At 45.3% G+C, this 17,837-nt stretch carries 18 protein-coding genes and 2 riboswitches; all 18 genes read right to left on the minus strand.

The genetic code is table 11. The annotated features are described in order from the left end of the window. Positions 1 to 114: 114 nt before the first annotated feature. A complete protein-coding gene (cobO, locus tag J7E77_RS00895; RefSeq protein ID WP_214711754.1) occupies positions 115 to 672 on the minus strand; it encodes a cob(I)yrinic acid a,c-diamide adenosyltransferase in 558 nt (185 codons plus the stop codon). A gap of 15 nt (positions 673 to 687) precedes the next feature. After that, positions 688 to 1,257, minus strand: a complete 570-nt coding sequence (locus tag J7E77_RS00900; protein ID WP_088087501.1) for a nitroreductase family protein — start codon at positions 1,255 to 1,257, stop codon at positions 688 to 690. Position 1,258: 1 nt separating this feature from the next. Continuing rightward, a complete protein-coding gene (gene cobA, locus J7E77_RS00905; RefSeq protein ID WP_214711756.1) occupies positions 1,259 to 2,044 on the minus strand; it encodes a uroporphyrinogen-III C-methyltransferase in 786 nt (261 codons plus the stop codon). A 20-nt stretch (positions 2,045 to 2,064) separates the two neighbouring features. Beyond that, positions 2,065 to 3,105: a nicotinate-nucleotide--dimethylbenzimidazole phosphoribosyltransferase gene (gene cobT, locus J7E77_RS00910; RefSeq protein ID WP_214711758.1), complete on the minus strand. Its 1,041-nt coding sequence runs from the start codon at positions 3,103 to 3,105 to the stop codon at positions 2,065 to 2,067. Continuing rightward, positions 3,102 to 4,619 carry a cobyric acid synthase gene (locus J7E77_RS00915; protein WP_214711760.1) on the minus strand — a complete coding sequence of 506 codons (1,518 nt, stop codon included), beginning with the start codon at positions 4,617 to 4,619 and terminating at the stop codon, positions 3,102 to 3,104. Before J7E77_RS00915 ends, cobT begins: the two co-directional genes overlap by 4 nt. Then, entirely contained in the window at positions 4,612 to 5,982 is a 1,371-nt protein-coding gene (locus J7E77_RS00920; protein WP_214711762.1) for a cobyrinic acid a,c-diamide synthase CobB, read from the minus strand. Before J7E77_RS00920 ends, J7E77_RS00915 begins: the two co-directional genes overlap by 8 nt. A gap of 16 nt (positions 5,983 to 5,998) precedes the next feature. Continuing rightward, a complete protein-coding gene (locus J7E77_RS00925; RefSeq protein WP_214711764.1) occupies positions 5,999 to 7,120 on the minus strand; it encodes a cobalt-precorrin 5A hydrolase in 1,122 nt (373 codons plus the stop codon). Further along, positions 7,120 to 7,893, minus strand: a complete 774-nt coding sequence (cobM, locus tag J7E77_RS00930) for a precorrin-4 C(11)-methyltransferase (RefSeq protein ID WP_214711766.1) — start codon at positions 7,891 to 7,893, stop codon at positions 7,120 to 7,122. The genes J7E77_RS00925 and cobM overlap by 1 nt, the downstream gene beginning before the upstream one ends. Further along, positions 7,890 to 8,591: a precorrin-2 C(20)-methyltransferase gene (cobI, locus tag J7E77_RS00935; protein WP_214711768.1), complete on the minus strand. Its 702-nt coding sequence runs from the start codon at positions 8,589 to 8,591 to the stop codon at positions 7,890 to 7,892. Before cobI ends, cobM begins: the two co-directional genes overlap by 4 nt. Before the next feature lie 2 nt (positions 8,592 to 8,593). After that, a complete protein-coding gene (gene cbiE, locus J7E77_RS00940) occupies positions 8,594 to 9,784 on the minus strand; it encodes a precorrin-6y C5,15-methyltransferase (decarboxylating) subunit CbiE (protein ID WP_214711806.1) in 1,191 nt (396 codons plus the stop codon). 1 nt (position 9,785) lies between these two features. Next, positions 9,786 to 10,889, minus strand: coding sequence for a cobalt-precorrin-5B (C(1))-methyltransferase (locus tag J7E77_RS00945; RefSeq protein WP_214711770.1), 1,104 nt, complete (start codon positions 10,887 to 10,889; stop codon positions 9,786 to 9,788). A gap of 3 nt (positions 10,890 to 10,892) precedes the next feature. Next, positions 10,893 to 11,540, minus strand: a complete 648-nt coding sequence (locus J7E77_RS00950) for a precorrin-8X methylmutase (RefSeq protein ID WP_088087492.1) — start codon at positions 11,538 to 11,540, stop codon at positions 10,893 to 10,895. A 17-nt stretch (positions 11,541 to 11,557) separates the two neighbouring features. Further along, entirely contained in the window at positions 11,558 to 12,355 is a 798-nt protein-coding gene (gene cobK / locus J7E77_RS00955; protein ID WP_214711772.1) for a precorrin-6A reductase, read from the minus strand. Between the two features lie 3 nt (positions 12,356 to 12,358). Then, entirely contained in the window at positions 12,359 to 13,288 is a 930-nt protein-coding gene (locus J7E77_RS00960) for a sirohydrochlorin chelatase (RefSeq protein ID WP_214711773.1), read from the minus strand. A 60-nt stretch (positions 13,289 to 13,348) separates the two neighbouring features. After that, a complete protein-coding gene (gene cobJ, locus J7E77_RS00965) occupies positions 13,349 to 14,974 on the minus strand; it encodes a precorrin-3B C(17)-methyltransferase (protein ID WP_214711774.1) in 1,626 nt (541 codons plus the stop codon). 53 nt (positions 14,975 to 15,027) lie between these two features. Further along, positions 15,028 to 15,411 carry a (2Fe-2S) ferredoxin domain-containing protein gene (locus J7E77_RS00970; protein WP_214711775.1) on the minus strand — a complete coding sequence of 128 codons (384 nt, stop codon included), beginning with the start codon at positions 15,409 to 15,411 and terminating at the stop codon, positions 15,028 to 15,030. Positions 15,412 to 15,537: 126 nt separating this feature from the next. Beyond that, a riboswitch (cobalamin riboswitch) is annotated at positions 15,538 to 15,715 on the minus strand. Positions 15,716 to 15,892: 177 nt separating this feature from the next. Beyond that, a riboswitch (cobalamin riboswitch) is annotated at positions 15,893 to 16,081 on the minus strand. A gap of 291 nt (positions 16,082 to 16,372) precedes the next feature. Beyond that, entirely contained in the window at positions 16,373 to 17,305 is a 933-nt protein-coding gene (locus J7E77_RS00975) for a VCBS repeat-containing protein (RefSeq protein WP_214711776.1), read from the minus strand. Positions 17,306 to 17,620: 315 nt separating this feature from the next. Continuing rightward, positions 17,621 to 17,743 (minus strand): hypothetical protein, encoded by a 123-nt coding sequence (locus J7E77_RS31030; RefSeq protein WP_285290446.1) that lies wholly within the window; start codon positions 17,741 to 17,743, stop codon positions 17,621 to 17,623. Positions 17,744 to 17,837 lie beyond the last annotated feature (94 nt).

The raw sequence follows: 17,837 nt of genomic DNA on the forward strand, positions 1-17,837 counted from the left end.
GACTCCCAAGGCTTTAAAATCGGATTGGCTCACTTTCCGGGGACATTGGCTCATTTTGAAACTGTCGGGCCGTCAGTAAGTCGCCGCCATGTCCTAATTTTTCAATGTAGACCCTTAAAACTCAATTCCCTTCACGGCAGGAATTCCTTCATTATAATAGTGCTTAACGGGCTTCATTTCGGTTACTAAATCAGCGCAAGTGATGATCTCCTCTTTGGCAGACCGTCCGGTAATGACCAGATGCATCCCCTTGGGGCGCTGCTGAATCAACTCCAGTACTTCTGTCAACGGAAGGACATCGTCAATCGGGAATTTATCAATCGCGAGCGCATTATTCAGTTCATCTAAAATGACAACATCGTAGCCGCCAAACAGTACCTTTTCTTTCGTTAACGCCCACGCTGTTTTTAGTGCTCCCCGATGTTCCTCCGGTGTCTTCGTCCACGTAAAGCCGACTCCTGTCTGCACGATTTCAATCCCCAATTTCTCGAAGGTAATTTTTTCTCCATACGTTCGATCAGGTGATTTGATAAATTGAATCATGAGCACCCGTTTTCCCCGGCCGGCGGCACGGACAGCGAGCCCAAGGGCTGCCGTCGTTTTCCCTTTTCCATCACCGGTATATACTAATGTAAGACCACGTTTTACTTTGTTTTCTGTTACCTCTTCCATCCGCTTCACTCCTCGTTACAGCCAGACTGTTTTTTCTTCAAAGGATGTACGAGCCGGCACTTTCGCCTTTTTTAATACTTCTGGATCGGGATAACCGATAAACAAATTTCCGATAATTTTCTTGTTTTCAGGTGATCCAATAAACTCAACCATTCGTTGGTCGCGAACAAGTCCGACGCCCCTTGTCCGCCAAACCAGCCCTAGTCCCAATTCTTTGGCGGCAAGCCACATCGAATGGATCGCGCAGCATACGGCATATTCATTGTCGGCAGAGGCCTCTTCATCTTCTTGAACGATGTCGGCTGTAACGACAATATGAACCGGTGTGGTTTTCAGCACTTTTAAGGAGCTTTCGATTAAATTTGGTTTGGTTGGAAAGCGTTCCTGTAAATATTCATAGGCCAACGCCTCATATCGTTTTTTAGCTTCGCCTTTGATGACATAAAAGCTCCATGGTTCCCGCATCCGGTCATTCGGTGCCCATGTCGCTGCTTCTAATAAGCTGTGAATCTTTTCGTCTTCGACCTCTCGTGCCGCATAATCACGGATTGCTCTTCGATTTTTGATTTCCGCTATAATCGACATCTTAGTCCCTCCCTAATCCTACTTCTTGTTTTTCTTCTGCTTCTTGAAACCAGCGTAATTTCTCGCGCAGGCCGACCACATCACCCACCAGAACAATCGCCGGATGAGTAATCCCAGCTTCAAGGACCCGGACTTCGATATCCTTTAAACTTCCGGTCACCGTCTTCTGCTTGGCCGTCGTCCCCCATTGGATAATGGCGGCTTTCGTATCAGGGCTTTTTCCGTTCTCGATTAATCTCGAAACAATATAGGGTAAATTCCCAATTCCCATATAAAAGGCAATCGTATCGATTCCTTGAGCGAGGGCTGGCCAATTTAATTGATCCTCATCCTTTTCCGCTCGGCTGTGGCCAGTGACGATCGCGAAGGAGGAAGCATAAGCGCGGTGGGTCACCGGAATTCCGGCATAAGCAGGCGCTGCAATACCAGCTGTAATCCCCGGCACCATTTCATAGCGGATCCCATGTTCCGCGAGAATTTCCGCTTCTTCACCGACACGGCCGAAAATACAGGGATCGCCTCCTTTTAATCTGGTGACAGTCTTGCCCTGACTGGCTTTTTCAATTAACAGCTCGTGAATTTGATCTTGAATGATCTGATGTCTTCCTGGCTCTTTGCCGCAAAATATCAGCTCTGCCTCCGCCTTTGCATATTTCAGCAGTTCCTCATTTACCAAGCGGTCATATAAAATCACATCCGCCTGCTGGATACACTCCATCCCATAAACCGTGATCAGCTTAGGGTCTCCTGGTCCAGCACCAACAAGATACACTTTTCCATTTGTCATCTTCTCGCTCCTTTCCTAAGTTACTCATTTGAAATTCCGGCCGATGCAAAGGTGGCCATTTCTTTCAACATTAAGGCCGCTGATTGTAAGATAGGAAAAGCCACTGCTGCCCCGCTCCCTTCGCCTAGCCGCAAATCTAAATCAAGTAGTGGCTTCTTGCCTAATAACTGCAGTGCAATTTCATGTCCAGGCTCGACGGAACGATGACCGACCATCATATAATCCGCTGCTGTCTCACAGATTTCCCTTGCCAAAAGAGCTGCTATTGTGCAAATAAATCCATCAACCAATATCGGGATCCGGTTCGCAGCGGCGGAGAGCATTGCACCGGTCATACCGGCTATTTCCAAACCGCCAAGTTTAGCTAAGATATCGATTGGATCCTTCCGGTCAGGGTTTCTTTCCTTCAGTGCCCGTGTGATGACCTCTTGCTTATGACGGATTTTTTCTGTGGGAATCCCTGTTCCTCGGCCGACGAGTGCACCGATGTCCTGCCCGCTTAGAACCGCTGCGATCGCACTGCTTGGCGTCGTATTGCCAATCCCCATTTCACCAACAATTAGGCATTTGATTCCCTGTTGAATCATCTGTTCCGCCCGTTCATAGCCAACGGCGATGGCTTGTTCGGCCTCTTCTCTTGTCATTGCATCCTGCTGGCAAAAATTATTCGTTCCATAGCGAATTTTCCGATTTACAAACCCGTCGGCCTCAATATCTGCTGCGACACCGATATCGACCACTTCAAACATAGCCCCGATTTGCCGGCTAAAGACATTGATGGCCGCACCGCTGTTTAAAAAGTTCATAACCATTTGCACAGTTACTTCCTGCGGAAAAGCGGATACCCCTTCTTCGACCACGCCATGATCAGCGGCAAACACGATCACTCCAGGTGGTGACACGACCGGAAAGGCTTCAGATGTCATTTCCGCCAGTTGAATCGCTAATTCCTCTAATCTCCCCAAACTGCCCGGAGGTTTGGTTAACGTATCGATATACTCACGAACTTGCTGCCCCATTTCTCTATCGAGAGGCTGAATGGCTGTTTTTACGCTATTCATTGGGTGATCCCCCTTTTTTGATAATCCTTCATTAATTGTTCAATGACATCGAGTTTTACATGTTCCCTAACATGTTCTGCCAGACGGTCAAACGCTTCTTCCCTCAGTTGGTTAAAAGATGGGCGCTTGTGGATGGGCTCCAACCCCTTTTTGCGTCGGATCTGATTAAGCAATTCCTCGCGAAATTCATCATTATGAAATATCCCATGAAAATAAGTGCCAATGATGGTTTCGTCTGAAGAATGACAGCCATCCCATTTTTCATTCGTAAAAATAAGCCCTTGGGACGCTCCTGTCGCAAAGGTTTCACCCATATGAATCTCGTAACCTGTCACATGGAAATTTTTTCCGAAAAGATGCAACATCCCATTTGATAAGATCGTCGTCTTTTCTTTCGTAATGGTCGTTTCAATTGGCAGTAACTGAAGACCTTTGATTTCTTGAAGGAGCGACTCGATCGCCAACGGATCCCCAATTTTATCACCGAGCATTTGATAGCCGCCGCAGATTCCGAAAAGAACGGTGTGTTTCTTTCTCTGTAATTCTGCTATTTTTTGAGCGATGCCGCTCTTTCTTAAAAACAGCAAATCTTCAATTGTATTCTTGCTGCCTGGGAGAATCACTAAATCTGGGTCGTGTAATTGATCCGCTCTCGTTATAAAACGGACATGACAATCGGGCTCGGCAAAAAACGGGTCGACATCGGTGAAATTGGAGATTTTCGGATACTGGATCACCGCGATATCCAATTCTTTTTCGGTATTTTGAGTGGAGGTATATTGATTTAAAATCACGGAATCCTCGGCATCAATATTTAAATTTTCCAAGTAAGGAATCACGCCGAGAACTGGTTTACCTGAATACTCCTCAAACCACGTTAATCCCGATTCTAGCAGGCGGATATCGCCGCGGAATTTATTGATAATCACGCCTATCACTCGGTCGCGGTCCGCTGGTTCCATCAGTTGAAGGGTTCCTACTAAACTAGCAAACACTCCGCCTTTTTCGATATCCCCAATCAGGATCACAGGGGCACCCGCCATTTTGGCGACCCGCATATTGACCATTTCCCGATCATTGAGATTAATCTCGGCCGGACTGCCTGCCCCTTCAATGACCATCCGTTCATAATTTTGGGACAGGGTGGAGAGTGATTGTTGAATCAGCGTCAATCCCGTTTGAAAGAATTCCCGGCGGTACCTTCCTGCTTCCATATTCTTATATGGTTTACCATGGACGACAATTTGGGATTGGTTATCCCGGTTCGGCTTTAGTAGAATCGGGTTCATATCGGTGGTTGCCTGAATCCCTGCGGCTTCGGCCTGAACTCCCTGTGCTCTGCCGATTTCTTTTCCGTCCACGGTGATATAGGAATTTAACGCCATATTTTGTGATTTAAACGGAACCGTTTTATATCCGTCCTGGGCGAATATCCGACAAAAGGCTGTCACGACGACACTTTTGCCGACATCCGAATTAGTACCTTGAAACATAAGTGGTAGAGCTTTAACCATTTTCTTTGAACTCCTTACATTTCTTCACCCAATTTTCCACAAGCTCGGGGCATGAGCCAAAATGAAAATGGGTATAACCTGCAATTAAATTCCCTTTCCGATAGCCCTCCTGCTTAAACCCACGCATTCCTTTCGTTTGATAGGCCGGGTCAAAATCCGTTCTAGGATGAAAGGTAGAGTAGTGAAATTCATGGCCTCTTGCACTCAGATTTCCTGCTAACAAGAAATTTTCTCCTTCTGCAGTGATTTCACGGTATCCCAAAGCCGCTAGTTTTGTCTGCATTTTCACCTTTCCGGGAATGATCCCGACCATTTTGTAACTCGTTTCATCCGTTGTTTCCAACGATTCGGTTAAGTACATAAACCCGCCGCATTCTGCCAAGGTTGGCAGTCCTTTTTCAATGGCCGTTCTAATCGAGTTGTTTACCTCTGTCTGTTTGGTCAGCTCTTCCGCAAATTCCTCTGGAAACCCGCCGCCGATATACAAGCCATCGACTTGTTCCGGCAGGCATTCACCCTTTAATGGAGAGAACTCGATCAGCTCGGCTCCGGCGGCTGCTAACATGTCGAGGTTCTCCTGATAGTAAAAATTAAAAGCGGCATCTCGTGCGACTGCAATTTTTACAGTTACCTGCTCTGCTCTCTTAAACTGGGATTCTTTTACCTTTAAAGGGGAGGCTTTCGCCAGCTCATATAAAGAATCTACATCGATGGTTTCAAGCACCAAATCACCAAGCTGCTCAAAAAATGGATTCAATTCTCCCCGTTCAACGGAGGGTATCAACCCTAAATGCCGTTCCGGAATCGAGAGTTCCTCGTTTCTTTTCAAATAGCCAAGGACGGGAATCCCGCATTCTTGCTCAATCGCGGTTTGGACGATTTTAAAATGGCCTTCGCTCCCAACCCGGTTAGCGATCACCCCGACAATATTGGCTTCCGCCAGAAACGTTTGAAATCCCTTGACGATGGCCGCCGCACTTCGGGCCATACTGGCACAATTCACGACCAAAATGACCGGACTTTCGGTGATGAGACTGATTTCAGCTGTCGAGCCCGTATTGTTAAGTGGATTTTTCCCATCAAAGAATCCCATTACCCCCTCGATAACGGAAATATCCGCCCCAACACTTGCGCGATTGACAATCTCTTTGACCATCTCGTGGTTGAGCATCCAGCTGTCAATGTTTCTTGACGTTCTTCCCGTGACGGCCGTATGATAGGTCGGGTCGATATAATCTGGACCGCATTTAAAACCCTGGACTGTATAACCCTTTTTCCTTAAAGCAGACATCAGCCCAATGGTTAGGGTTGTTTTCCCAACACCGCTGCCTGTCCCTGCAATTACAAGTCGGCGACTAGACATTCTATTTCCCTCCTCATCAATAGGGAATCACCGCTACTGATATGGTGACATTACCTGATTTCTTTTTCATCAACGCTAATTTTTCTGCACCGCTGTACAATAAGGCGGCTGGCTCACTGACACCGTACGCACCGGTATATTTAAAAACCGTTTCAGAAGGGTCCTGAAGTTCAATGGTATTCAATTCAGCTGGTGTGTAATAAATAAAATCCCAGCGGTTTTTATTCACCACTTCGAGCAGCCCCGCTTCATCCTTTTTTAGATCAATCGTGCAAACCGCTTTGACACTTTTTTTCGAAAACCCTAATTCCTCAAGCGTTTCGTCGATCACTGCTTCGATTTCAGCACGAGTGGTCCCGCGGTTGCAGCCCATTCCAAGGACAATCACCTTTGGTCGATATAAAACACCATTATGTAAAATCTCCGTTTCGTCCTCGGATAAATTCCGATGGGTTACTACTAGGGCTGCATCCGGCTTTGCGGCCAGCGCTTCTTGGATTGATGAATACGGCTGAATATTTCCCGGGAGCGGGCGGCCATATGGCCACCAGCCTTTTTCACCTGACTCCTGGACCACGGCAATTTTTTCTTCATTCACAACCGAAGCGCTAACGGGCGTCAGCTTTTCAGCCGAGTCCCAAATCCAGCCAAACCGTTTTCCGAACAAATCAACCGCAATCGTTTCCTGTACATCTGAAGCGGTGGTAATAATGGGACGGGCCAGTAGGGCGGCCGCCACTTCTTTCGTTAGTTCATTGGCACCGCCGATATGGCCTGACAGTACGCTGATCACATGTTCACCCTTATCGTCGATAACGACAACGGCAGGATCTGTTTTTTTATCCTTTAAAATAGGCGCAATCATTCGGACCACGGCTCCAAGGGAAATGATGATGATCAGCCCCTTATAGGCCTCGAAAAGAGAGGGCAGAAGAAGGCGAACGCTTCCGGTGAATAGCTGGATATCCTTGTTCCGCTCATCTCCTTTTTCAAACTTCGCCATATAGTACACATCGGCATGTTGAAACGAATGTCCCAGCTTGCGGGCCAGTTCGACCCCATGCTTTGTAATCGCAACAACGGCATAGTCACCCTTCTGCTGAATGACCGCCTTTTGCGCTTCCTGAAGCTCGATCATTACGAGTCCACCCCCCGGCGAAATCCATGTGTAAATGTTTTGTCATAGAGCTTGGAACGATAATCTTGTTCGTGAATGTTTTCATCTAGCGCCCAGCCGGCTAAGATCATCGCCTGTTTACGAATCCCATTCGTCCTCATATCTTCGTCCAAGCGTTCCAGTGTGGTCCGGACAATTTTTTGATCTGGCCACGAGGCTTTATAAACGACCGCAACAGGGGTATCCTTGCTCCAGCCAGCCCCGGTCAATTCCTTGACAAGCTTTTTCGTTAACGTCGCACTTAAGAAAAGCGCAATCGTGCAATGATGTTTGGCTAAATCCGCCAGCTTTTCAAATTCTGGCACAGGTGTCCTGCCTTCAGCTCTTGTCAGGATTACGGTTTGCGTTAAATCAGGAATCGTCAGCTCGGCTTGCGCGGCCGCGGCGGCTGCAAACACAGAGCTCACACCCGGAACAATCTCTACTTCGATTCCTTTCTTCCTTAACAACACGATTTGTTCCATAATCGCCCCATAGACAGCCGGATCGCCCGTGTGGACACGAACGACCTTTTTCCCTTGCTGGATTCGATCAGCCATGACGTCAACCATTTCTTCTAAATGCATCCCGGCGGTTTTCAATATTTCGGCAGAAGGTTTTGCTTTAGCAATTAAGTCTTCGTTTACAAGAGAATCTGCATAAAGAACGACATCTGCCTCCTGAAGATGCTGAAGACCTTTTACCGTGATTAAATCAGGATCGCCTGGTCCGGCACCAATGATATAAAGCTTCATTTTCTCACCACCATTAATGTTAAGTATTCAAGCTCCGCTCCGTCGAGCTCATCTGCCCGCCAAATAATCTCCTCATCCGATGTTACCTTTGTAACGACTGAAGCCTTGTCAAGCAAATCTAAATCACGTAATACTTCAAGCATTAAATCAATCACCTTCGCCACTTTTATAAAAATGACACAATCATTGTCTTGAATGACTTTTTTCATGGTTTCATAGTCATCGCGTGCTGGAACAATCGCCACATGCTCATCCCCATCTGCCAATGGAATTCCCAGCCTAGAAGCCGCCCCATTGATGGACGAAATCCCCGGAACGACTTCAATCGGAACCTGCGGATACTTTTCCTGCATCAAACGCATCATATGAATAAACGTACTGTATAAAAGAGGATCCCCTTCAGTAACAAAAGCGACATCCTTTCCCTCCTGCAGCTTCTCCCACACATTTTCCACGGTTTCCGTCCATTTTCTTTCCAATGTGGCTGGATCCTTTGTCATCGGAAAGATAAGACCCAGCATTTCTTTTTCGTTCGGCTGAAAATAGACATCAATGATTCGATGGGCATAACTTTTGCTGCCCTTTTGTTTTTTCGGATAGGCAATCACTGGTGATTCCTTTAACTTACGAAACGCCTTAACGGTAATGAGCTCTGGATCCCCCGGGCCAACCCCAAGGCCGTATAATGTACCTAACATGTTTACTCCCCTTCCTTGCGCCATGCTTCTATTATGTAAATCGGATTTAATGCATCAAATCTTGTCAGATTCAAAATGGGCTTACTTCTGGATATTTGCGCAAGAGTAATGTTCGTCTCATAACCCCGCTCTTTAAACGCAAGCATCGCTTCGGAAAGATTTTCAATCGTGACGGCATTTAAGACAATGCGTCCACGCGCTTTCAAGCGGCTGCAGCAAATATCCAAAATGTCTTCCATCCCGCCTGCCGTCCCGCCAATAAAAACCGCATCCGGATCTGGGAAGGTATCTAATCCCTCTGGTGCTTTCCCGTGAACGAGTGTGGCATCCACACGGAACTTGGCTAAATTTTGTTTACAGTTTTCCAAGTCGCCCTCGTTCTTCTCGATGGCAAACACTTGTCCTTCCCTGGCGATTTTCGCTGCCTCAATCGCAACAGACCCTGTGCATGTGCCAATATCCCAAACCGTACTGTCTTCCTTTAACCTTAGGGCACTAATGCTTAGTGTGCGAATTTCCTTTTTGGTAATTAAACCCTTATCCGGTTTTCGCTGAATAAACTCCGCATCGTCAATGCCAATCGGCCAATGCGGGCTTTCCCCTTTTTTCTTGAGAATTACCACATTGAGCGGTGAAAACTCTTCATCCTTCATTTCATCAAGGGTAAACCAGCGGCATCGTTCCTTGTCACTGCCAAGGTTCTCTCCCACAAACGCCTCATATTCAGTCATGCCAAAGGAAAGCAAATACTGAGCGATTTTATTTGGGGAATTTTCCGTGTCGGTTAAGATTGCGACCGTTTTTTTTCCATCCACCCTCTGTGCCAGCCCTTTTATACTCCTGCCGTGAACGCTGGTAAAATACGCATCCTGCCATCTTTCTTTCATTCTGGCAAAAGCAAGCTGGATCGAACTTAAATATGGATAAATGTCCAAATCGATTTTAGAAGATAAATAGCTTCCAATTCCATAGAACAACGGGTCTCCAGATGCTAGAATCACTACGTTTCTCGTCTCCGACTGCAACCGTTCGACGAGTGAAGAAAGCCCGCCTTCAATCGCGATTTTTTCGGAGGCGAATTCAGGAAAAAAAGAAAGCTGTCTCTTTCCTCCTATTAATAGTTCACTTTTATAAATCCATTTTTCGTACATCGGGAGCAGGCTCACTTTGCCTTCATCCCCAATGCCGATCATTTTAATTGATGCCACTCTTTCGCACCGCCTTTCCTAACAAATCCCCCTTCATGGTATAAAGGGTCGTATCTATATCAATCCCGCCATCGACTTCCTTTAACGCAGCAAGGCAGCAATGGTCGCTTAGCATTTCGAAAAAGGAAAGATGGCCCTGTGCTGTCATCATATCGCCAACCTGTGATGCCGTATTGGCCGTTCGAATATCTTCGACCAGAGCGGCATCCGCACCGGTACGGCTTGCCACCTCCGCTAAAAAATTAAAATCTACCGGGGCGCTTTTCGAGTGGACCATCATGATCCCCATTGCCACCTTTGAGAATTTCCCCATCATGCCGACCATCGACACTCTTTTTACCCCTTGCTTCTTGCATTGTTTAAGGGTAAACCCGACAAAGTCACCCATTTCGATAAAAGCTTCCTCAGACAGCTCGGGGAATTGCTTCATGGCATTTTTCTCGCTTCGCCCGCCTGTTGTAATGACAACGTGCTCGCAGCCACTGGCCCGGGCAACGCTAATAGCCTGGATGATGCTGGCCTTATAAGCGGCTGTGGAAAAAGGAACGACAATCCCGCGGGTTCCGAGGATAGAAATCCCGCCAATGATTCCTAAGCGACCATTGAGTGTTTTTTTGGCAATTTCTTCACCGGCTGGTACGGAAATGACGATCTTTATGCCTCTTGTAATCCCAAATTCTTTTAAGACACCTTCGGCCGTCTCACGGATCATCCTGCGGGGAACGGGGTTAATCGCGGCCTCACCGACAGGAACGGGCAAGCCGTCCTTTGTGACCCGGCCAACCCCAATTCCCCCATCCAGCACGATGCCTGGTTCATCGAGCCATGACACGGTGGAAACAATCAAGGCCCCGTGGGTGGCATCTGGGTCATCCCCCGCGTCTTTAATCGTACTGGCGGTGGCCGTTTGTTCCGTTACCTCATAGCTTTCTATCTGAAAGGTTGCAAACCGCTTGACGGGCAAGTAAATCGTTGATTCTGTTTGCGGCTCACCGGTTATTAATGCCGTTAGCGCCGCTTTTGTCGTCGCCGTTGCACAGGCCCCTGTCGTATATCCTTCCCGCAGCTTTCCTTTTGGTACTTCCTGCATGGGTTATCCCCGTTCAGCCATAATGGAAATGGCATTTAATGCGGCAACGGTCACGGTACTGCCGCCTTTCCTGCCAATATTGGTGATGAATGGGATATCGAGCTTGGCTAATTCTTCTTTTGACTCAGCGGCGGAAACAAACCCAACTGGCAGACCAATGACAAGACCTGGTTTCGCTTCTCCTTCTTTAATCAGGCGGATGAGTTCGAGTAAGGCGGTTGGGGCGTTCCCGATGGCAAAAATGCCGCCGTCCGCTTCTTTGATCGCTTTTCGCATCGAAATAATTGCCCGTGTGGTATTTAACCGTTTGGCTTCTTGTACCACATCCGGGTCAGAAATATAGACCTTGATTTCTCCGCCGAATTTTTGAATTCGCGCTTTATTAGCCCCGCTTTGAATCATTTGAACATCGGCAACTACCATTTTCCCGCTCCGAATCGCGCGAATGCCGGACTGAATAGCGTCTGGATGAAAGAGGACGCTTTTCCCGAGTTCAAAATCAGCGGATGCATGGATGATGCGCTGGACAATCGGATATTGCTCCTCGGTAAACGGGTGCTCCCCAATTTCTTCATTAATCATTTCAAAACTTCTTCCTTCGATCTGTTCCGGTTGGACGGTTAACGGTTTAAATTCGGTACGAAAATCCATTTCTCTCACTCCTGTATTTAAAATGATTGTTCTGTTGTGACGGTTGGTGTGGAACCAATCCTTTTATCTAATTCTGCGATGACATCAATAAAATTAGCATAGACGGTGACATAATTCAGTTTCGGGCGGCCAATAAGGATGACCTCAATCCCCAGTTCCTTGGCCGCTTCCACCTTTTCATCGACCGATCCGACTTTCCCGCTCTCTTTCGTCACCATTAAGGTCACGCCATATTGCTTATATAGGGCTTTGTCGAACTCTTTTGAAAATGGTCCCTGGATCGCAACAATATTTTTCTGCAGCAGCCCTAGCTGCTCACATTTTTCCATATTATCCACACGAGGCAGCATCCTGGCGATCAAGCGGATGTCCGGGTTTCCTAATAGTTTTTCTGTGAAAATTTGAAGCGTCTTGCTGCCAGTCGTCAGCATCACCACGCCTTTTTTGGTTAATGCAAGCTCCGCTGCTTCCTCGTAGCTTTCGACGACTGTCATGTTGTCATATTGGAAAGTTTGTGACTCCCGTTCATACCGGATATAGGGGATTCCCGCCGTTTGGGCCGCCTTGATAGCGTTTTTCGAAGCTTCTTCCGCAAACGGATGACTGGCATCGACAACCGTTAGAATCCCTTTTGTGTCAATCAACCCCACCATGTCTTCATCCGTTAATCTTCCTACTTGAACAGGTATCCCTGACTCCCTTAATTCAACCGCTGCATTTTCTGTGACAACGGAGGCCAGGAGATCGAAGCCCTCCTTTTTTATTTCTAAAGCAAGGGCTCGTGCATCACTTGTACCGGCTAATACGAAAATCATCCTCTATCTCCTGCCTTTTTGCTCTGCATGTTCGTGATCATGGTGATGGTCGTGGTCATGGTCATGGTCATGATGGTCATGGCCGTGATGATGATCGTGATCATGATCATGGTGGTGGTGATGATCGATATGTTCCATTACATTGAGACGGTATTGGCAGGTATCGCAGTTCATCTTCACCTCATCACGGAGGGCTTCTTCCACCCGATCGATTAAAATCGTCTGTAATTTTGGATGATAACCAAAATAGTCAGCCAGCAGAAATTCAACCGCGGAATATTGATTTTGAATAGGAACCATCATATCTTCTAACCGTTTAATCAGGATGCCGGTGAATAGAAAGTAAGGCAGGATTACCACTTTTTTTGCTCCAAGCTTAATACAGCGCTCAATCCCTTCGTTCACAAGGGGATTGGTCACCCCCATAAAAGCAGGTTCGACGATTTTATAGTTTGTTTTTTCCCATAGTAATCTAGCAATTTTATATAAATCACTATTCGCATCGGGATCGCTTCCGCCCCGTCCTAACAAAAGGACAGCGGTATCGTCTTCGATGGATTCTAAATTCTCGCCAATTTCCATTAATCTCGTTTTTAGAATTTCAAATGTTTCCTCATGAACACCTATTGGCCGGCCATAAGTAAATTGAACAAGTGGATATTTATTCTTTGCCTCATCAATAGCTGCTGGAATATGAATTTTGGAGTGTCCTGCTTGTAAGAGCATGATTGGAATCACGACAATATGGTCGGCTCCTTTCTCCACACACAGATCGATTCCTTGATTAACGGTTGGTCGTTCAAATTCTAAAAAGCACGTCTCAACCAGGAAAGAATCGTCCCAAGTCTTTCTCATCTCACCGATGAACTCGCGAACCTGCTGATTTCCCTCTTGATCTCTGCTCCCATGCCCCACAAATAAAATTGCTTTCAAAATATTTCCTCCCCTTTGTTTGTAAATGCCTACCTGCCAATTGACCTAGACTTCTTCCCATTACTCCCCGCAAACAGCCGCTTCGATTATAAGGTTTGGTGTGATATCCTGGTACACAAAACCTTGAACCTCTTTGACCCGTTTAAAAAATTTATAGAAACGTTCATTTGGATAGGCCTTTTGTTTGTACTCTTGAACAATCCCCTCTATGACCCCGACAATTTGGTCCGGTGCGATTCCTTCCGCTACGATTTGGCCGGGATGTGCCGTTCTTCCGGCTACCTTTGCCCCTAAAAATAAATCAAACGCTCCCTTACGGTAGACAATGCCAATATCCTCTTTTACGGCTCCATAACAGGCCATACCGCAGCCATTCACACCAAGTTTCAATTCTTTGGGGAGTTCAATGCCGCCAAGTCTTTCCTGCAGCTCATCGGCATAAGGGATGGAATCCTTCTTTTCTCCGTCACAAAAATCACAGGCTTTTACGGTTAATACGTCACCAACAGGAGCAATCAAAAAGTTGGCCGCCGCTAGTTTTTCAACAATCTCATCAGGCTTAGAGGTTAAAATTTGCAACTTCATAAAATGGTCTTGTGTGTATTCCATGACACCTTCTTCTCCGACAATTTCGGAAAGAATGACCATCTGAGTCGCGGTAAATTTTTTATTGGCGACACCAGGGCTGACCGCTACCTCAAAAATAGATTGAAAGTCTTGCTTCACCATTAAACCTTGGGATAGGCCATCGTTCTCACCAAGGATCATTTGCAAGGCTTCCTCAGCCAGCTCTCTTGGCGACTCTTTCACTGAGGTTGGGGTGACTAGTTTTTTGTGCACCGGTGTTACTTCTTCTGTTTGCTCCAGTGCCCATGGTTCGGCTTCCTTTTGCAAACGTTGATGCGGTTTCAACGGCTGTATTGCCTGATTTAATGTATACTTCCGCTGATAACCGCGCGGAGTGATGATCAAGCCGTCGTAGTAAAATGTTGAAGAGTTGCCAATTAAAACGGTGGTTAACATTCCAATTTCATGATCTAGCATCTCTTGTAAATTGGTTAAGACGATCTTTTGACTATCACGGTAAGCACTCTTTACCAATCCTACAGGGGTTTCTGGCGAGCGATATTTTAGTAGAATTTTTTGTGCTTCCATGATCTGTCGTGTTCTTCTCCCGCTTTTTGGATTATATAAGGCAATCACAAAATCAGCTTGAGCGGCCGCTTCGATTCGTTTCTCGATCAAGCTCCAAGGTGTCAAATGGTCACTTAAGCTGATCGTACAGGCATCATGCATGACCGGCGCGCCTAATAAAGAAGCACAGGAGTTGATGGCAGAAATGCCAGGGACCACCTCCACTTCTACCCCTGAGTCTTTTTTCCAGCCTTTTTCGATTAGCACTTCGTAAACCAGTCCTGCCATTCCATATACACCGGCATCACCGCTTGAAATGACGGCTACCGTGTAACCGAGTTCGGCCTGTTTCACTGCCTCCTGGGCCCGGCTCACTTCTTCTGTCATTCCTGTGCTGATGATTTGCTTTCCAGCTATTAATCCCTTGATTAAATCAACGTAGGTTTTGTAGCCGATGATGATATCACTTTCTTCGATGGCTTCTTTTGCCCGTCCGGTGATATGTTTTTCATCACCGGGGCCAAAACCAATAATTAATAATTTGCCTTTCACACTATTACGCCACCTTCCAAAATTTCAAACTAGAATCCAGATACTATCCGCTGTTAAATCTTTTCTTTAACAGCTTTTTGTACTCCTTCGATGCATTCCGACCCTTCTGGCTGTATGAATCCTTCTTCGGAATATTCATAGATCGCATGCTCCTGAAGGCAATGACCTTCCGCCAGATGACGCCTTACAATCGTAGCTCCCACTTCTGGCGTCACGTTTTTATACCAGGTCCCGTCTGGATAAACGATAGCAACGGGAGCGTCCTTACATCTCCCATTGCATCTCGTTCTTGTTGTATGTACGAGTGAATCTAAGTTTAAATTGGTGATTTCATTCCGAATCGCTTGTGTCGCTTCCTCCCCACCCTTTCTCATACAGCTGCTGCCGTTGCAAATGAAAACATGGTGTTTCGTCCCTTGTAAATTCCAAGTAGTCATGTCACACTCTCCTTTTCGTTTTTTACGTAAAAAAAGCACCCCTATGACATAGGGGTGCAGAATATATACACACAAAAAAATAGCGGTGTATGTTCAGCACTTCTCCCTATGTTCCCGTAGGTTGATGGAAGTTATTAGGTAAAGGCAGGTCTCCTGACTTAGGTTCATCATTCCATTGCGTCTTCCCGAATTCCTTCAGTGACATCTGCAATGAACTCCCCATACAGTGGCGGGTACCGTGACGGATTTAAACCGTACTTCCCTATTAAGCACATATTCGTGCACCTATCCTAATCTATTCAATTGTTAAAAAGGCTTGTTCCTTCTAAAGCTAAACTATGAGAATTAAAAATGATTTAGAATCATCAAAACGAAAAAATCCGTTCAACATTAGTTGAACGGATAAAACGTCAGCACAAAGAAAGTTAATAAATAATCCTTTTTGTCCAAACGTTCCATCTTCTCAACCCCCGAAGAAATCGAAACTTAAAAAGCTAAGACAGGTCTCCTGACTTGTGTTTCTTCCTACTTTAGACCCTTCCCGAATCGTCAATAAATAAACGGTCCAGTGGTTTGTCTATTTCGTCCACACTTACAGTTGCGGGGACAGTTCTGGCCTTTCACCAGATTCCCTATTAAGCCCTAAGGCATCTTAACTAATAATTAACAAATTCATATGTAATTTTAAGAGATAATAATTATACTAGTCTAACAAATAGAATATTTCAAGTGCTTTTTTAATTCCCTTATATTATTTTAGGGGATCGGCATAGCTATCGGATTTGAAAGGCTCGATAAAACGATGGTTTAAAATTAAAAATTTTTATTCCTTTCTGATTACAAAAGGGTTCCCTATTTTTAAGGACACCCTAGCTAATTTTTGATTAACAATTATTCCATTAGGCCTCTTATGTTAGGTGAAAAAATATTTGTTCATTTCTTTTATTAAAAGGTCCAATTGTTACATCTCCCCACCAAAGGTGGCCACTGTCTGTCTGTCATGTCCAAACTCCTGACCATTCCATTTCAATACAGTTTGTACATATCCCAGACTGTCCGCATTATACCTGCCAGCTATCCTTTGATACGCTTCGAGTTCATATCTATTATCCCTGTTAAAATCAATCGGGTATAAACCAGACAAAGGATTCACCCACCCATTAATAGGAGCCCTTAATATTCCTTGGGGGTTATAGATTTCCGATAAATATTCCTTCCCCTTATAAATAAGGTCAAGAATATACTTTTCTCTGAGACGATAACTGATTACCTTTGCTTTGTATTGATTTTCATATGTCACATCGTACTTATAGGAATCATTGAATGCATCTGAATCAAATATTTGTCTAATTTGACCGTTCATATAAGAAAAGATATACGCATAAACCGTGCCGGCGCTTCCTCCGGTATCAATAACCACTAAAATATCTTCCCCCTTGTTTCCTGTCAAATCACCTAGAAAAAGTGTGGGGTTGTATCCTGAGTTATTTTTAAAATGGATGTGATCATAGTGATGTGTTCTCCCATTTTGGACAACCAATGTGATATCTTTCCAAAATGGACTATCAGGAGTTTTATATGCCGTAAGATAAACATTATCCTTTATCCCGTCTCCGTCAATATCACCCCTCTTTACTGTTACGATGGCTGGACTATTAGTATCTATCTGTCTTGAATCAGCTGATTGCAGTCCGGCCCGTATTTCAAAAAGTTTGTGCTTTGAAGGATAAGGATTGGGAAAGGACAAAGCCAGATCAATTGTTTGCAGTGCTTCATTTGTTAATCCAGCTCTTGACTGCGTTTTAGCCAAACAGTACCAATAATAGGGATGATTCGTCTCACGTATTTTTGTGTAATAATGATGGAGCTCTTTATTGAAGTCATTGGTGTCCATTTACAACCCACCTGTCTTATTATTCTCCATATATACTTATGTACGAATTCACAGGAGCATTCCAAGGTCCGTTTTCCATAGGTTATCGTCTCGTAGGTTCCATCTTTTTTCCATAAAAAAAAGCAGGTACCTGAGCTATTACTAGCCATTACCTGCTTTTTCGTGAAGTTCCACTAGATATCAGTTTTATCACCCAACAAGTCTAATGGAGAATTGTCTCCAACGTTCTCTAGCAGCGGAGTTTCTACCGCTACACCTAAATTTTTTAGTAGTTTAGCAATGGTTTTCATACCACTAAGGGGATTAATTTTGGTTTCATAAGAATCTTGAATGCCATGTTTCTAAATGGGTAGCCCCAACGACATGGAAGACATTCGGACGATCAATCAGGAATTTTAAGGCGACAAAGTCTTTATCCATTGTTAATTCATAGAGCATTCGTTTGAGCCCCTTGATCCTTCCTCTATAGATATTTCATTTGTATGCCTGGCTATTTTTTATTCCTCCTTGTTACATGACAAATGATTCAATT

It is taken from the genome of Bacillus sp. ISL-77 (assembly GCF_018613105.1).

Bases quoted from the DNA above. Each gene is read 5' to 3' on its own strand.
- cobO (WP_214711754.1), bottom strand. From the start codon at position 672: ATGGAAGAGGTAACAGAAAACAAAGTAAAACGTGGTCTTACATTAGTA.
- J7E77_RS00900 (WP_088087501.1), bottom strand. From the start codon at position 1,257: ATGTCGATTATAGCGGAAATCAAAAATCGAAGAGCAATCCGTGATTAT.
- cobA (WP_214711756.1), bottom strand. From the start codon at position 2,044: ATGACAAATGGAAAAGTGTATCTTGTTGGTGCTGGACCAGGAGACCCT.
- cobT (WP_214711758.1), bottom strand. From the start codon at position 3,105: ATGAATAGCGTAAAAACAGCCATTCAGCCTCTCGATAGAGAAATGGGG.
- J7E77_RS00915 (WP_214711760.1), bottom strand. From the start codon at position 4,619: ATGGTTAAAGCTCTACCACTTATGTTTCAAGGTACTAATTCGGATGTC.
- J7E77_RS00920 (WP_214711762.1), bottom strand. From the start codon at position 5,982: ATGTCTAGTCGCCGACTTGTAATTGCAGGGACAGGCAGCGGTGTTGGG.
- J7E77_RS00925 (WP_214711764.1), bottom strand. From the start codon at position 7,120: ATGATCGAGCTTCAGGAAGCGCAAAAGGCGGTCATTCAGCAGAAGGGT.
- cobM (WP_214711766.1), bottom strand. From the start codon at position 7,893: ATGAAGCTTTATATCATTGGTGCCGGACCAGGCGATCCTGATTTAATC.
- cobI (WP_214711768.1), bottom strand. From the start codon at position 8,591: ATGTTAGGTACATTATACGGCCTTGGGGTTGGCCCGGGGGATCCAGAG.
- cbiE (WP_214711806.1), bottom strand. From the start codon at position 9,784: ATGATCGGCATTGGGGATGAAGGCAAAGTGAGCCTGCTCCCGATGTAC.
- J7E77_RS00945 (WP_214711770.1), bottom strand. From the start codon at position 10,889: ATGCAGGAAGTACCAAAAGGAAAGCTGCGGGAAGGATATACGACAGGG.
- J7E77_RS00950 (WP_088087492.1), bottom strand. From the start codon at position 11,540: ATGGATTTTCGTACCGAATTTAAACCGTTAACCGTCCAACCGGAACAG.
- cobK (WP_214711772.1), bottom strand. From the start codon at position 12,355: ATGATTTTCGTATTAGCCGGTACAAGTGATGCACGAGCCCTTGCTTTA.
- J7E77_RS00970 (WP_214711775.1), bottom strand. From the start codon at position 15,411: ATGACTACTTGGAATTTACAAGGGACGAAACACCATGTTTTCATTTGC.
- J7E77_RS00975 (WP_214711776.1), bottom strand. From the start codon at position 17,305: ATGGACACCAATGACTTCAATAAAGAGCTCCATCATTATTACACAAAA.
- J7E77_RS31030 (WP_285290446.1), bottom strand. From the start codon at position 17,743: ATGCTCTATGAATTAACAATGGATAAAGACTTTGTCGCCTTAAAATTC.